Origin of the sequence: Asanoa iriomotensis (genome assembly GCF_016862515.1) — a bacterium.
GTDB classification, from domain to species: domain Bacteria; phylum Actinomycetota; class Actinomycetes; order Mycobacteriales; family Micromonosporaceae; genus Asanoa; species Asanoa iriomotensis.
This window is the reverse complement of record NZ_BONC01000035.1, coordinates 60,782-74,014: the sequence shown is the minus strand read 5'-3', so window position 1 is coordinate 74,014 and position 13,233 is coordinate 60,782. Positions and strand designations below refer to the sequence as shown.

At 71.9% G+C, this 13,233-nt stretch carries 16 protein-coding genes; 9 read left to right on the top strand and 7 right to left on the bottom strand.

What is annotated here, in order from left to right; genetic code table 11:
- Positions 1-3: 3 nt before the first annotated feature.
- From Air01nite_RS23885 to add, 5 genes are read left to right on the top strand one after another with little or no spacing between them, the layout of a single operon-like run.
- Positions 4-879 (top strand): carbohydrate ABC transporter permease, encoded by an 876-nt coding sequence (locus Air01nite_RS23885; RefSeq protein WP_203705364.1) that lies wholly within the window; start codon positions 4-6, stop codon positions 877-879.
- Positions 879-1,757, top strand: a complete 879-nt coding sequence (locus Air01nite_RS23880; protein WP_203705363.1) for a carbohydrate ABC transporter permease — start codon at positions 879-881, stop codon at positions 1,755-1,757. Before Air01nite_RS23885 ends, Air01nite_RS23880 begins: the two co-directional genes overlap by 1 nt.
- 13 nt (positions 1,758-1,770) lie before the next feature.
- Positions 1,771-2,565, top strand: coding sequence for a sugar phosphate isomerase/epimerase family protein (locus tag Air01nite_RS23875; RefSeq protein ID WP_203705355.1), 795 nt, complete (start codon positions 1,771-1,773; stop codon positions 2,563-2,565).
- Positions 2,566-2,618: 53 nt separating this feature from the next.
- Positions 2,619-2,759, top strand: coding sequence for a hypothetical protein (locus Air01nite_RS23870; protein WP_203705402.1), 141 nt, complete (start codon positions 2,619-2,621; stop codon positions 2,757-2,759).
- 43 nt (positions 2,760-2,802) lie between these two features.
- Positions 2,803-3,774, top strand: coding sequence for an adenosine deaminase (gene add / locus Air01nite_RS23865; RefSeq protein ID WP_203705354.1), 972 nt, complete (start codon positions 2,803-2,805; stop codon positions 3,772-3,774).
- Here add and Air01nite_RS23860 read toward each other — a convergent pair.
- Genes Air01nite_RS23860 through Air01nite_RS23850 form a run of 3 tightly spaced genes read right to left on the bottom strand, consistent with a single transcriptional unit; the run spans position 3,730 to position 7,150 of the window.
- A complete protein-coding gene (locus tag Air01nite_RS23860; RefSeq protein ID WP_203705353.1) occupies positions 3,730-4,476 on the bottom strand; it encodes a succinate dehydrogenase/fumarate reductase iron-sulfur subunit in 747 nt (248 codons plus the stop codon). The two genes, add and Air01nite_RS23860, sit on opposite strands and share 45 nt — an antisense overlap.
- Positions 4,473-6,413, bottom strand: a complete 1,941-nt coding sequence (locus Air01nite_RS23855) for a fumarate reductase/succinate dehydrogenase flavoprotein subunit (RefSeq protein WP_203705352.1) — start codon at positions 6,411-6,413, stop codon at positions 4,473-4,475. The genes Air01nite_RS23860 and Air01nite_RS23855 overlap by 4 nt, the downstream gene beginning before the upstream one ends.
- A 5-nt stretch (positions 6,414-6,418) precedes the next feature.
- A complete protein-coding gene (locus Air01nite_RS23850) occupies positions 6,419-7,150 on the bottom strand; it encodes a succinate dehydrogenase cytochrome b subunit (protein WP_203705351.1) in 732 nt (243 codons plus the stop codon).
- A gap of 71 nt (positions 7,151-7,221) precedes the next feature.
- On the opposite strand from Air01nite_RS23850, the gene Air01nite_RS23845 reads away from it, so the two are divergent.
- The 3 genes from Air01nite_RS23845 (at position 7,222) to Air01nite_RS23835 (ending at position 9,377) form a co-directional block, all read left to right on the top strand.
- Complete coding sequence (locus Air01nite_RS23845) at positions 7,222-8,100, top strand: LysR family transcriptional regulator (RefSeq protein ID WP_239090921.1); 879 nt, start codon at positions 7,222-7,224, stop codon at positions 8,098-8,100.
- Between the two features lie 41 nt (positions 8,101-8,141).
- Positions 8,142-8,597, top strand: a complete 456-nt coding sequence (locus Air01nite_RS23840; protein WP_373310453.1) for a type II toxin-antitoxin system PemK/MazF family toxin — start codon at positions 8,142-8,144, stop codon at positions 8,595-8,597.
- Between the two features lie 63 nt (positions 8,598-8,660).
- Positions 8,661-9,377, top strand: coding sequence for a carbonic anhydrase (locus tag Air01nite_RS23835; protein WP_239090913.1), 717 nt, complete (start codon positions 8,661-8,663; stop codon positions 9,375-9,377).
- On the opposite strand, the gene Air01nite_RS23830 is transcribed toward Air01nite_RS23835, so the two are convergent.
- Both Air01nite_RS23830 and Air01nite_RS23825 read right to left on the bottom strand, forming a co-directional pair.
- On the bottom strand, positions 9,374-10,012 hold the full coding sequence (locus Air01nite_RS23830; protein ID WP_203705348.1) for a phosphotransferase: 639 nt from the start codon (positions 10,010-10,012) through the stop codon (positions 9,374-9,376). The two genes, Air01nite_RS23835 and Air01nite_RS23830, sit on opposite strands and share 4 nt — an antisense overlap.
- 9 nt (positions 10,013-10,021) lie before the next feature.
- Complete coding sequence (locus tag Air01nite_RS23825; RefSeq protein WP_203705397.1) at positions 10,022-10,888, bottom strand: sigma-70 family RNA polymerase sigma factor; 867 nt, start codon at positions 10,886-10,888, stop codon at positions 10,022-10,024.
- An 88-nt stretch (positions 10,889-10,976) separates the two neighbouring features.
- On the opposite strand from Air01nite_RS23825, the gene Air01nite_RS23820 reads away from it, so the two are divergent.
- Positions 10,977-11,765 (top strand): SDR family oxidoreductase, encoded by a 789-nt coding sequence (locus tag Air01nite_RS23820; RefSeq protein ID WP_203705347.1) that lies wholly within the window; start codon positions 10,977-10,979, stop codon positions 11,763-11,765.
- Here Air01nite_RS23820 and Air01nite_RS23815 read toward each other — a convergent pair.
- The gene (locus tag Air01nite_RS23815) at positions 11,762-12,496 is read right to left on the bottom strand and encodes a phosphotransferase enzyme family protein (protein WP_203705346.1); all 735 of its coding nucleotides are present in this window, start codon (positions 12,494-12,496) and stop codon (positions 11,762-11,764) included. The two genes, Air01nite_RS23820 and Air01nite_RS23815, sit on opposite strands and share 4 nt — an antisense overlap.
- A 19-nt stretch (positions 12,497-12,515) precedes the next feature.
- Entirely contained in the window at positions 12,516-13,220 is a 705-nt protein-coding gene (locus Air01nite_RS23810; RefSeq protein ID WP_203705345.1) for an SDR family NAD(P)-dependent oxidoreductase, read from the bottom strand.
- Positions 13,221-13,233 lie beyond the last annotated feature (13 nt).

Genomic DNA, 13,233 nt, shown 5'->3' with positions numbered 1-13,233 from the left:
CGCATGCGGCAACGACGGCGGTCCCGGCTGATCGCGATCGCGTTCGCGCTGCCCGCGCTCGCCCTGAACCTGCTCGTCATCGCCGGGCCGGCCGTCAGCAGCATCGTCTACTCGTTCACCGACTGGAACGGCATCACGAGCCCGGAGTTCGTGGGCCTCGCGAACTGGTCGCGGCTGATCGCTGACGGCGCCTTCTGGAACGCGATCGGCAACAACTTCGTCTACCTGCTCCTGTTCCTGACCGTACCGCTCGCGATGGGTCTGCTCGGCGCGTTCATGCTCGCGCGGATCCGTCGCGGCGCCGCGCTCTTCCGGGTCGTCTACTTCATCCCCTACCTGCTCGTCAGCGTGATCACCGCGCAGATCTGGCGGAACATCCTCGACCCGGAGTTCGGTCTCGCCGCGGCACTGCACGGCATCGGCATCCACTGGCTCGACGGCGTCTACTTCTTCGCCGACAAGCGGTTCGCGCTCTACAGCGTCGCGTTCGTCGACAACTGGCACTTCTGGGGCTTCCTCGTCGTGCTGTTCCTCGCGGCGATGCAGGGCATCGACTCCGCGCAGTACGAGGCCGCCCGCATCGACGGCGCGAACGCCTGGCACGAGTTCCGGCACGTGGTGCTGCCGGGCATCCGGCCGACACTGACGTTCGCGCTGACGATCATCGCGATCGGAAGCATGCTCGTGTACGACTACCCGTTCATCCTCACGCAGGGCGGCCCGGCGGGTTCCACCGACGTGGCGTCGCTGCTGGTCAACCGGACGGCGTTCCTGGCCCGGGACGCGGGCTACGCCTCGGCGATCGCACTCGCACTCTCCGTCCTGAGCGCGATCTTCCTGGTCCTGTTCGGTTTCCTGCGACGGCGGGAGGAGTCCTGATGTCCACGCTCGCCTTCCGCGCCCGGCGCCGCACGCGGACCGAGGAGCGGCCGCCCGGCGGTCTCGGCCGCACGCCGTACTCGTACCTCGTGCTGACCGTGCTCGGTCTGTTCGCCTTTCTTCCCGTGCTCGTGCTGATCGTCAACGCGTTCAAGACGAGTCTCGAGATCGGCACCAACCCGCTCGGCCTGCCGTCGTCGCTCGACCTGTCGAACTTCGCGGAGGCGTGGCGGAAGGGCAACATGGCCCGCGGCTTCGCCAACACCGCCGTGCTCGTGCTGGGCACGATCGTGGGAACCTGGCTGTTCGCCGGCACCGCCGCGTACTCGCTGGCGCGGTTGAACCTGCCCCTCAAGCGGGCGATCGAGAACTATCTGTTCGTCATCATCTCGCTGCCGGTGCAGATGTTCATCGTCCCGCTGTTCTTCCTCTGGGTGAAGCTGGGCCTGATCAACACGCTCGTCGGGCTCGTCGTCATCTACGTCGCGCTCAACACCCCGTTCTCGGTGCTGCTGCTGCGCACGTTCCTCGTCGGCATCCCTCGGGAGCTGGACGAGGCGGCCCGGATCGACGGCGCCAACGAGTGGCAGGTCGCCACGCGCGTCATCCTGCCGCTGAGCTGGCCCGGCTTCGCGACCGTCGGTCTGGTCGCGGGGCTGGGCGCGTACTCGGAGCTGCTGTTCGCCGTGACCTTCCTGATCGACGTCGAGAAGATGCCGGTCGCCACCTCGTTCCTCCAGTTCAGCCAGGGCTTCACCCAGCTATACAACCTCGTCAACGCGGCGGGGGTCATCATCGTGATCCCGCTGATCGTGCTCTTCCTGCTGATGCAGCGCCGGTTCATCGCGGGTCTCGCCGCGAGCGGCACCAAGGGATGAAAGGGAATTCGGGATGACGTTTCGACTGGCCGCGCAGGAGCGGATGCTCGACGGCGACACCCTGGAGGAGAAGTACGCGTTCGCGCTCTCCGTGGGTTTCGACGGCATCGAGCTGTCCGGGCAGGGCGGCGGCGTCCTGGCGGGGCGCGCCGACGAGCTGCGCCGCGCCCGGGCGGCCGGCGTGGCGATGCCGAGCGCGGTCGTCGCCCGCGTGCCGTTCCTCGGCGACTTCGACCCCTCGCGCCGGCGTGCCGCGATCTCCGAGTTGAGTGAGTTGCTGCGGGCGCTGCCGCACGCGGGCGCGGCGGGGATCGTCTCGCCCAACGCGTTCGGCGTGTTCTCCAAACGCCTGCCGCCGTTCGCCGTGCCGCGGCCCGACGAGGAGTCGCGCGCGCTGCTCGTGGCGGCGCTGCGCGAGGTGGCGGTGGTCGGCGAAGAGTGCGGCGCCGCGGTGTTCCTGGAGCCGCTGAACCGCTTCGAGGACTATCTCGTCAACACGCTGGCGCAGGCGGCGGAGATCGCCGACGAGGTCGCCTCGCCCGCGGTGCGACTGGTCGCGGACACGTTCCACATGTCGATCGAGGAGTCCGACATCGGTGCGGCGATCCGCGCCGCGGGTGCGCGGATCGGGCACGTCCAGCTCGGCGACAGCAACCGCCTCGAACCGGGTGCGGGCCACTACGACTGGGACGAGACGCTGACGGCGCTGGAGGACATCGGCTACGACGGCTGGCTCGCGATGGAGTGCGGGCTCAGCGGCGAGCCGCGCGAGGTGTTTCCCCGGGTGGCCAAGCTGCTGAAACGCTAGCGTCCTTTAGGTGCGGATGAGGGCGACATCGGGGAGAATGAACCATGGCATCGATGGCAGACCGCATCCGTGACTTCCTGCGCAGCCCACGTGGGCAGCGGCTCGTGCAACAGGGCCGCACCCAGCTCAACAAGCCCGAAAACCAGCGCCGCCTCCAGCAGTTGGCCAACCGCCTCCGCAGCCGGGGCCGATAATCACGGGCGGCCCGGGGCCGGACGCGGTTAGTCTTCCCGGGCCATGCCCGACCTGCCACCCCTCGCACACCTGCACGTGCACCTCGAGAGTGCCGTGCGGTGGTCGACGCTGAGCGAGATCGCTTCGCGCAACGGGATCTCGTTCCCCGACCACCTGCGCGGTGGTGCACACCGCTTCACGTCCTTCACAGACTTCTTCGACCAGAACCATCTCGTACGCGAATGCCTCCGCCGCCCGTCGGACTTCCACCGCGTTGCCGTCGAGTTCTGTGCGGACCAGGTGGCCCAGGGCGTCGGCTACGTCGAGGTGTCGTTCACCGCGGCCGCACACGGCGAGCGTCTCGGCGACCTCGGCATGCCGCTCGCGGCGGTGCTCGACGGTCTGGCCGAGGGCGGCGAGCGCTACGGGCTCGACTGGCAGGTCATCCTCGACACGTCGCGCCGCCGGTCGGTCGAGCGGGCCTGGCGCACGCTCGACCTGGCCCGCTCGCACGCGGGCGTGGTCGCGATCGGCCTGGCCGGCGACGAGGACCACCCGGCCACACCGTTCGCCGCGGTCTTCGCCGAGGCCCGCGAGGCGGGCCTGCACGTCGTGCACCACGCCGGCGAGGCCGCCGGCGAGGCCAGCATCCGCGAGGCGCTCGACGTGGGCCTGTCCGAGCGACTCGGCCACGGCATCCGCGTGCTCGACGACCCGGACCTGACCGCCGAGGTGCGCGAGCGCGGCATCCCGCTCGAGGTCTGCCCGACCTCCAACGTCGCACTGGGCTTCGTGCCGTCCCTGGCCGAGCACCCGCTGCCCCGCCTGCACGAGGCGGGCCTGACGGTCACCCTCAACACCGACATCCCGGAGATGGTGCACACGACCCTGCGGGACGAGTACGCGCACTGGCCCCAGTTGGACGTGCGCAAGCTGGCCCGGGCCTCGGTGACGGCGTCGTTCGCGGACGACGCCACCAAGGCGCGACTGCTAGCGGCCGCGGACGGCGGCGCCCAGCACGTCGTGGTTGAGTGAGCCGATCACCGTCAGCGGGATGCCCTTCGGGCAGACCGCCGTGCACTCGCCGGTGTTCGTGCAGCCGCCGAAGCCGGCCTCGTCGTGTGCCGCCAGCATCGAGGTCGCCCGGGACGGGCGTTCCGGCTGGCCCTGCGGCAGGGTGCCCAGGTGGGCGACCTTCGCCGCGGTGAACAGCATCGCCGAGCCGTTGGGGCAGGCCGCCACGCAGGCGCCGCAGCCGATGCAGGCGGCCGCCTCGAAGGCGGCATCCGCGTCGACCTTAGGCACCGGGGTGGCGTGCGCGTCGGGCGCGCTGCCCGTTGGCGCCGAGATGTAGCCGCCCGCCTGGATGATCCGGTCGAACGCGCTGCGGTCGACCACCAGGTCCTTGACCACCGGGAAGGCCCGCGCCCGCCACGGCTCGACGTCGATCGTGTCGCCGTCCTTGAAGTGTCGCATGTGGAGCTGGCAGGCCGTGGTCAGCTTCTGCGGGCCGTGCGCCACGCCGTTGATGACCATGCCGCAGGCGCCGCAGATGCCCTCGCGGCAGTCGTGGTCGAACGCCACCGGCTCGTCGCCGGCCGTCGTCAGCTGCTCGTTGAGGACGTCGAGCACCTCGAGGAACGACATGTCCGCGGACAGGCCGTCGACGTCGTAGGCGACCATCCTGCCGCGGGCGTCGCGGTCCTTCTGGCGCCAGATGCGCAGGGTCAGTTTCACGAGTAGCTCCGCTGGCTGGGTGTCTCGTACTCGAAGGCGAGCTCTTCCTTGTGCAGCACCGGGGGCGTGGCGTGCTCCCAGGCGGCCACGTAGGAGAAGTGCTCGTCGTCGCGGAGCGCCTCGCCGTCCGGGGTCTGCGACTCGGCCCGGAAGTGGCCGCCACAGGACTCGGTGCGGTGCAGCGCGTCCACGCACATCAGCTCGGCCAGTTCGAAGAAGTCCGCGACCCGGCCGGCCCGCTCCAGCGACTGGTTGAGCTCCGCGCCGGTGCCCGGCACCTTGACCCGGGCCCAGAACTCCTCGCGCAGCGAGCGGATCAGCTCGATCGCCTTGCGCAGCCCGGCATCCGTGCGCTCCATGCCGCAGTACTCCCACATGATCCGGCCCAGCTCCCGGTGGAACGAGTCCACCGAGCGGTCGCCGTCGATCGTGAGGAGCCGCCGCACCTGGTCGGTGACCGCGGTGCGGGCCTCGACCACGTCGGGGTGCTTCGGGGTGAGCTTCGGGAACGGTCCGTCGGCGAGGTACGCGCCGATCGTGTTGGGCAGCACGAAGTAGCCGTCGGCGAGACCCTGCATCAGCGCGGACGCGCCGAGGCGGTTGGCGCCGTGGTCCGAGAAGTTGGCCTCACCGATGACGAACAGGCCCGGGATCGTCGACCGCAGGTCGTAGTCGACCCACAGGCCGCCCATCGTGTAGTGCACGGCGGGATAGATGCGCATGGGCGTCTGGTACGGGTCGTCGCCCGTGATCCGCTCGTACATCTCGAAGAGGTTGCCGTAGCGAGCCTCCACAGTGGCCCGCCCAAGCCGCTCCAGAGCGTCGGCGAAGTCCAGGTAGACGCCGCGACCGCCCGGCCCCACGCCGCGTCCGTCATCGCAGACCGCCTTGGTCGCCCGGGACGCGATGTCGCGCGGCACGAGGTTCCCGTACGCCGGGTAACGCCGCTCCAGGAAGTAGTCCCGCTCGTCCTCCGGGATGTCCCCCGGCGCCCGGGTGTCCCCCGCCTCCGCCGGCACCCACACCCGGCCGTCGTTGCGCAGCGACTCGCTCATCAGCGTGAGCTTCGACTGGTGGTCGCCGGAGACCGGGATGCAGGTCGGGTGGATCTGGGTGAACGCCGGGTTGGCGAACAGCGCACCGCGCCGGTGCGCCCGCCAGCTCGCCGTGACGTTGCAGCCCTTGGCGTTGGTCGACAGGTGGAACACGTTGCCGTAGCCGCCGCTGGCCAGCACCACCGCGTCCGCCAGGTCGACGGTGACCGCGCCGGTCTCCAGGTCGCGCACCACGATGCCGCGGGCGCGGCCGTCGACCACGATCAGGTCGAGCATCTCGTGCCGCGTGTGCATGGTGACGGTGCCGGCGTTCACCTGGCGCTCCAACGCCTGGTAGGCGCCGAGCAGAAGCTGCTGACCCGTCTGGCCGCGGGCGTAGAAGGTGCGCGACACCTGGGCGCCGCCGAACGAGCGGGTGTCGAGCAGGCCGCCGTACTCCCGGGCGAACGGCACCCCCTGTGCCACGCACTGGTCGATGATCTCGACGGAGACCTCGGCCAGCCGGTAGACGTTGGACTCGCGCGAGCGGAAGTCGCCGCCCTTGATGGTGTCGTGGAACAGCCGCTCGACCGAGTCGCCGTCGTTGCGGTAGTTCTTCGCCGCGTTGATGCCGCCCTGCGCGGCGATCGAGTGCGCCCGCCGCGGGCTGTCCTGGTAGCAGTAGCAGCGCACCCGGTAGCCCAGCTCGCCGAGCGTCGCGGCGGCAGAGCCGCCGGCCAGGCCGCTGCCGACCACGATCACGTCGAGCCGGCGCCGGTTGGCCGGGTTGACCAGGCGGCCGGTGGAGCGCCGCCTGGTCCAGCGCTCCGCGAGGGGGCCGTCCGGCGCGGCTGTGTCGGCGATCGGTTCGCCGAGGACGAACTCACCCGGGTTCGTTGTCATGCGGGTCAACCCACCAATCCGACGAGTACGGCGAACGGCACCGAGAGGAAGCCGGCGCAGAGGATGATCGCGAAGCCGAGCGCGGCCACCCGGGCCCGCTGCTCGCCCTTCGCGGTGCGCTGGCCGAGCGTGCGCAGCGCGCTGAACAGGCCGTGCCGCACGTGGAAGCCGATCGCGACCACGGCCAGCGCGTAGAACAGGGTCACCGGCCACCGGCTGGGCGCGAAGCCGGCGACGACGTTCGCGTACGGGGTCGCCGGGTTGCCGACCGGGTTGACCGTGCCGACGGTCAGGTCCAGCAGGTGCCAGACCAGGAAGAGCAGGATGATCACGCCGCCCCAGCGCATGGTCCGGGCGGCGTAGCTGCCCTGCACCTTGGGCCGGTGTGCGTAGCGGACCGGGCGGGCGCGCTTGGCCCGCAGCGCGAGGACGGTGGCGGCCCAGGCGTGGCCGACCAGCGCGGCGGTCAGCACGAACCGCTGGATCCAGAGGTACCAGGTGTGCGGCAGGACGGGTGCGCCGATGTCGCGGAGCCAGTGCGCGTAGTGGTCGAACGACTCGGCGCCGAAGAAGATCTTGAGGTTGCCGGCCATGTGGGCGACGAGGAAGAGCAGGAGCAGGAGGCCGCTGACGGCCATGACCCCCTTGGCGCCTACCGTCGACCGGTATACCGCCTTGCGCCCCGGCGCGGGGGGCGTCGCTGCGGCCGCGCGGTCGCGCGTACCCGAAACCACCATGCGAACGACGCTAGGTTCGCCTCTCTGATGCGTCCAATGCATGGCGATAGAGGTGTCGATAGCGCTAAGCTATCGGAATGCGCCTGGAGCAGTTGCGGTCCTTCGTCGCGGTCGCAGAACTACGACATTTCACCCAGGCGGCCGTCGCTGTGGGTGTGGCCCAGCCCTCACTGAGTAAGCAGATTCACAGCCTCGAGGCCGAGCTGGGAGCCCCACTGTTCACTCGGCTTCCGTCCGAGGTGGAGCTGACCCCGGCCGGCGAGACGTTGCTGCCGCTGGCACAGCGGATCCTGGCCGACGCCGAGACCGCGCACCGGGAGGTCCGCAACCTGGTCGGGCTCACCCGCGGGCGGGTCCGGCTCGGCGCCACGCCGAGCCTGTGCACGTCACTCGCGCCGCGGGTGCTGCGCCGCTTCCACGCCGACCACCCGGGCATCGAGCTGCGGGTGGCCGAGGGCGGCTCGCAGGAACTGGTGTCGGCGCTCTCGCACGGCGAGCTGGACCTGGCGCTGGTGGTGCTGCCACCGACCGGCATCGACCCGGCGCTCGAGGCCACGCCGATCCTGGAGGAGGCCCTGGTCGTGGCCGCGGCGGCCGGCACACCGCTGCCCGACCCCATGCGGATCGAGGACCTGCGCGACCGGCCGCTGGTGATGTTCCGGCCGGGCTACACCCTGCGCGACGACGCGATCGAGGCGTGCCGGCGGGCGGGCTTCGAGCCGACCTTCGCGGTCGAGGGCGGCGAGCTGGACGCGGTGCTGGAGTTCGTCGAGGCCGGGCTCGGCCTGGCCGTGGTCCCGGAGATGGTCCTGGCCAACCGGCCGGGCCTGCGGGCGGTCCCGCTCGCACCGCCAGGCCTGCGCCGCACGATCGCGATCGCCCAACGCCGCGGCGTCGCATTGACGCACGCCGCCGCCGCTTTGCGAGACGTCCTGCGCTCGGACGTCTAGAGTCTCCGAACGTGAAACCTTGGCGCGATGTCGCGGCCCGCATGCTCGGCCGGCCCACCCCGGCGCGGATGGTGCCCACGCATTCGGTGCGCCAGCAGCGCCGGATGCCGGCTCCGCTGCGGCGGCGGTCCGACCGCATGCTCGAGTACTCGCCCGAGCTGGACGGGCGCGCGGACCCCGGCGAGGTCGTCTGGACCTGGGTGCCCTACGAGGAGGACCCGCGCCAGGGCAAGGACCGGCCGGTCGTGGTCGTCGGGCGGCAGGGTCGCACGATGCTGGGCCTGATGCTGACCAGCAACGACCGGCGCGAGGGCCAGCACGGCTGGCTCGCCCTCGGCGCCGGCTCCTGGGACCGCGACTCCCGGCCGAGCTGGGTGCGGCTCGACCGGGTGCTGACGGTCGACGAGCGCGGCATCCGCCGCGAGGGCTCCATCCTGGACCGCGGCCGCTTCGACCGGATCGCGGCGAAGCTGCGCACCGACTACGGCTGGCGGTAGTTCTTCATCTCTCTGGCGTATCGCCGACAGTTTCCCGTTGATCGTTCGGGTTACCGTCTCGCGGTGACTGACACATCAACGCATGCACATGTCCTGAGCCGTCGCGGGATGCTCACCGGCATCGGCGTGGCGGGCGTGGCCGCCGGGCTCGGCGCGGTCGCCGCGACCCCCGCGGCCGCCTCCGTCCCGACCCCCGACAGCCCGGGCGCCGCGCTGGCCGCCGTCCTGGCCGGCAACGCCCGGTTCCGCTCCGGCCACCCGCGCCACCCGCACCAGACGATCGCCGACGTGCACCGGCTCGCGGCCGGGCAGGACCCGTTCGTAATCGTGCTCGGCTGCGCCGACTCCCGCGTCTCCCCCGAGGTGCTGTTCGACCAGGGCCTGGGCGACATCTTCGACAACCGCGTCGCCGGCAACATCGTTGACGAGGTGGTCACGGGCAGCATCGAGTACGCGGTCGCCGAGTTCGCGCCGCCGCTGCTCGTCGTGCTGGGCCACGAGCGCTGCGGCGCGGTGGCCGCGACCGTCGAGTCCATCGAGAGCGGCACGACCCCGCCCGGCTCCATCGCCGCGGTCGTCGATGCCCTCCGCCCGGCGGTCGAGCCGGTGCTGCACGCGCCGGGCGACACCGTCGAGAACGCGGTGCGCGCCAACGTCCGCTACCAGGTGGCCCAGCTCCTGGGCCGCAGCGCGATCATCCGCGACGCGGTCGCGGCCCGCGCCCTGCGCGTGGTCGGCGCCCGCTACGACCTGGACACCGCGGCGGTCACTCTCCTCTAGAGGAGGGCCGCGGCGGCGTCGAGCTGGGCCAACTCCATCGGGGTCATGGTGGGGTTGGCCCGGCGCACGTCCAGCACCCACCCCAGCGCCGCGGGCGAGGGTGGCGGCAGCAGCGGGCCCAACTCGGCGAGCAGTGCCTTTCCGGCGGCTGCCAGGTGCGGCTCGTGCGACCAGAGACTGACCTGCGCCATGATCAGCAGGGTCATCGCGACGTCGCGGTCCGGTGGTCCCTCGGCCGCGTTGGCCCAGTCGATCAGCACCGGGCCGCGGTCGGTGAGCATGACGTTGTCGGGGTGCAGGTCGAGGTGGAGGATGCGGTCGCCGGTGTCCTGGGCGACCCGGGCGGGCAGGGCATGCAGGCGGTGGTGCAGGTCCGCGAGGATCCGCGCGATCCCGGCGGCGTCGACCGTGCCGGCCATCGCGGCCCCGAGCAGGGTCGGGCCGGCCAGCCGCTCCATGACCAGGTCGGGGCCGTCGGCATCGAACACGAGCGGCACCGGATAGCCGGCGGCCGCGAGGTGGGCCATCAGGTCGGCCTCCGGTGCCGCGGCGCGGCCGAACCGGGAGCGCCGCAGCACGCGGTCGGGCCCCAGCGCGTACACGTCGCAGTCTCTGCCTGTGGCGATCAGTTCCATGCGCGATCCTCAGTCGATCCAGGCGGCCAGGTCGAGGCCGCGCAACCGCTCCGGGTCGCCGAGCACGTGCATCTCGGCGATGCGACCGCCGCGGACGACGAACGACATGATCGCGACCACCTCGCCGCGCGGCGCGACGACCGCGCCCGGCGTGCCGTTGACGAGCGCGCGCTTGACGAACGGCGCGAGCCGGGTGGCGAGCCGGGCCTGGCCGGCGACCGCGGTGCCGCCGCGGATGATCGTGGTGAACGCGGGCCGCGCCGTGCCGCCGTCGGCACGCAGCACGACGTCCGGGTCGAGCACCGCGACGAGCGCCTCGAAGTCGCCGGCGCGCGAGGCGGCGAAGAACGCGTCGACCACCTCGCGCTGCCGGGCCAGGTCGGCGTCCGGCGCGGGCGTCGCGTCCTGCACCCGGCGGCGGGCGCGGCTGGCGAGCTGCCGGGTCGCGGCCGGCGAGCGGTCGACGATCAGCGCGATCTCGTCGAACGCGACGGCGAACATGTCGTGCAGCACGAACGCCAGCCGCTCGGCCGGGTTCAGCGTGTCGAGCACGACCAGCAGGGCGAGCCCGACGGCGTCGGCGAGCAGCGCCTCGTCCTCCGGGCTGAGGCCGGCCTCGGGGCTGACCACCGGGTCCGGCACGTGGGCGTCGAGCGGCAGGTCCGGGCGCCGGGACCGCAGCATGTTGAGGCAGACCCGGCCGACGACCGTGGTCAGCCAGCCGCCGAGGTTGGCCACCTCGGCCGCGTCGGTGCGGGCGAGCTTGAGCCAGGTCTCCTGCACGGCGTCGTCGGCCTCGCTGAGCGAGCCGAGCATCCGGTAGGCGACCGCCCGCAGGCGGCTCCGGTGCTCCTCGAAGATCCGGGCCAACTCGATTTCGTCCACCGGTCACATCCTCTCGCCACCCCGTGTCATACCTGTAGAAGGGCGCAGCAACAAATGCTCACACAGCGGGAGGAAAGCCGTGAACACCCCTATTCTGGTCACCGGCGGGACCGGCACGCTCGGGCGGCACGTCGTCGCCCGGCTGCGCGAGAAGGGCGCCGACGTGCGGGTGCTCACCCGCAACCCGCGGCCGGCGGCGGACGGAGTCACCTATGTGGTCGGTGACCTGGCCACCGGCGCCGGCGCGGACGCCGCGATCGAGGGCGTCAACACCATCGTGCACTGCGCCGGCAGTCAGAAGGGCGACGAGGTCAAGGCCCGCCACCTGATGGCGGCGGCGGCTCGCGCGGGCGTCGGGCATGTGGTCTACATCTCCGTCGTGGGCGCGGACCGCGTGCCGGTGACGAGCGCGATCGACCGGGCGATGTTCGGGTACGTCGCGGCCAAGCGCGCCGCCGAGGAGATCGTCGCGGGCTCGGGCGTGCCGTACACGACGCTGCGCGCCACCCAGTTCCACGAGTTGGCCTTCACGGCGGTGGCGGCGATGGCGAAGCTGCCGGTCGTGTTCGCGCCGGGCGGCACCAAGCTGCAGCCGATCGCCGCCGACGAGGTCGCCGCGCGGCTGGTGGAGCTCGCGCTGGGCGAGCCGCAGGGCCTGGTCGCGGACATGGGCGGTCCGCGCGCGTACCTGTTCGCCGACCTGGCCCGCGGCTACCTGCGCGCGACGGGCCGCCGCCGCCCGATCGTGTCGTTCCCGGCGCCGGGCGCGGCCGCCCGCTCCTACCGCGCGGGCGCCAACCTGACCCCGGAACACGCGGTCGGCCACCAGACCTGGGAGGAGTTCCTCACCCAGCGGCTCGCGGTCTAGACCGCGCGAACCTGGGCGAGTCGGCTGACCGCGTAGTCGTCTTTCCAGCAGACGGCGGCCTCCCATGCCGCCGACGCCTGCGCGGCGACGTCGTGCGCGCCGTCGTCGAGGCCTGCGGCGTTGTCGGGCAGCACGAGGTCGAGGTCGGGGACGTCGACGTGCGACTCGTCCCAGTCGATCAGCGCGACCCGGTCCGCGGTCATGCGGACGTTGCTGGGGTTGGTGGGGTTGCCGTGGACCACGCAGGTCTCCCGTCCGGCCAGCCGCGCCCACGCCGCCCGGCATCGGACGACGCTCTCCGGAGGCATCGCGCCGAGGTCGATCCTCGTCCCGGTGTCGGCGTGCAGGAGATCGGTCGACGATCGCCAGCCCGGGCGCTGCGGCCAGCCCCGCGTCAACCGATGCAGCTCGCGGAGCGTGGCGGCCACGCGACGCCAGTCGGCCGGCGTCTCGGGCGGCCCGCCCTCGAGATATTTCATCACCACCAGACCGTCGGCGAACAGCCGGCCGTCGCTGGTCGGGATCGGCACCGGCACGGTCAGACCGGCCCGGTCGAGGTGTCGGAGGAGGGCGGTCTCCCAGGCGAGATCGGCGTCGCTCCTGGTGCCGAGTCGACCGACCGCGAGGTGTCCGTCGACGCGGACGCTCCACACGTCGTTGGCGACTCCGCCCGTCAGCGGTTCGATGCGAACGGCGTCTTCACCCCACCGCCCGAGTGCCTCCCACCCCACCGGCCAGATCTTAGGCGAGTCACCGCACCTGCTCGAAGTGGAATTCGCGGATGAAGCAGTCCCGTGGTTGACCGACCGCGAAGATCACGCAGTCGACGACCGACCGCGCGGTGAGGTCGCTGTCGGCCCGCCGGGGTCCGTCCTGCACGAAGTCCGGCGGAAACAGCGAGATCACCCGGATCCCTTCCGGCCGGAGCCGGTGCGACAGGATCTCGGCGAATCCGGCATGCGCATGCTTGGCGGCGTAGAAGGCGGGATGCGCGCCCGAACGGCGGTGCCCCACCTCGCCGCAAGCGGAGATCATGTTGACGACGTCGGGCCGCGCCGACGCCCGCAGCAGCGGCAACAGGTGCTTCGTCAGCAGCACCGTGCCGGTCCCGCCCGCGGCCAGCACGCTCTCGATCGTGTCGTCCGAGACGTCCGCGAGGTCGTCGCCCTCGACATATGGGGCACCGTTGTTGATCACCACGTCGAGGTGGTCCGTGCGGTCGGCCACGGCGGCGGCGAAACCGCGCACCGAATCCGGCTCGGCGAGGTCGCAGCGGAACCCCTCGGCCTGGCCCGGCCCCCGCCGGCTGATCGCATCCGCGACCTGCTGGGCCGCCGCCGGGTCGCGGGCCGAGAGGAAGACCTGTGCGCCGCGCGCGGCGAACGCCTCGGCCAGCAGGCGACCCGTGCCACGCGCCCCGCCGGTGATGGCGACGCGCAAACCGTCAAGATCCATGGCCGGGATACAA

Bases quoted from the DNA above. Each gene is read 5' to 3' on its own strand.
- Air01nite_RS23885 (WP_203705364.1), top strand. From the start codon at position 4: ATGCGGCAACGACGGCGGTCCCGGCTGATCGCGATCGCGTTCGCGCTG.
- Air01nite_RS23880 (WP_203705363.1), top strand. From the start codon at position 879: ATGTCCACGCTCGCCTTCCGCGCCCGGCGCCGCACGCGGACCGAGGAG.
- Air01nite_RS23875 (WP_203705355.1), top strand. From the start codon at position 1,771: ATGACGTTTCGACTGGCCGCGCAGGAGCGGATGCTCGACGGCGACACC.
- Air01nite_RS23870 (WP_203705402.1), top strand. From the start codon at position 2,619: ATGGCAGACCGCATCCGTGACTTCCTGCGCAGCCCACGTGGGCAGCGG.
- add (WP_203705354.1), top strand. From the start codon at position 2,803: ATGCCCGACCTGCCACCCCTCGCACACCTGCACGTGCACCTCGAGAGT.
- Air01nite_RS23855 (WP_203705352.1), bottom strand. From the start codon at position 6,413: ATGACAACGAACCCGGGTGAGTTCGTCCTCGGCGAACCGATCGCCGAC.
- Air01nite_RS23850 (WP_203705351.1), bottom strand. From the start codon at position 7,150: ATGGTGGTTTCGGGTACGCGCGACCGCGCGGCCGCAGCGACGCCCCCC.
- Air01nite_RS23840 (WP_373310453.1), top strand. From the start codon at position 8,142: ATGCTCGGCCGGCCCACCCCGGCGCGGATGGTGCCCACGCATTCGGTG.
- Air01nite_RS23830 (WP_203705348.1), bottom strand. From the start codon at position 10,012: ATGGAACTGATCGCCACAGGCAGAGACTGCGACGTGTACGCGCTGGGG.
- Air01nite_RS23810 (WP_203705345.1), bottom strand. From the start codon at position 13,220: ATGGATCTTGACGGTTTGCGCGTCGCCATCACCGGCGGGGCGCGTGGC.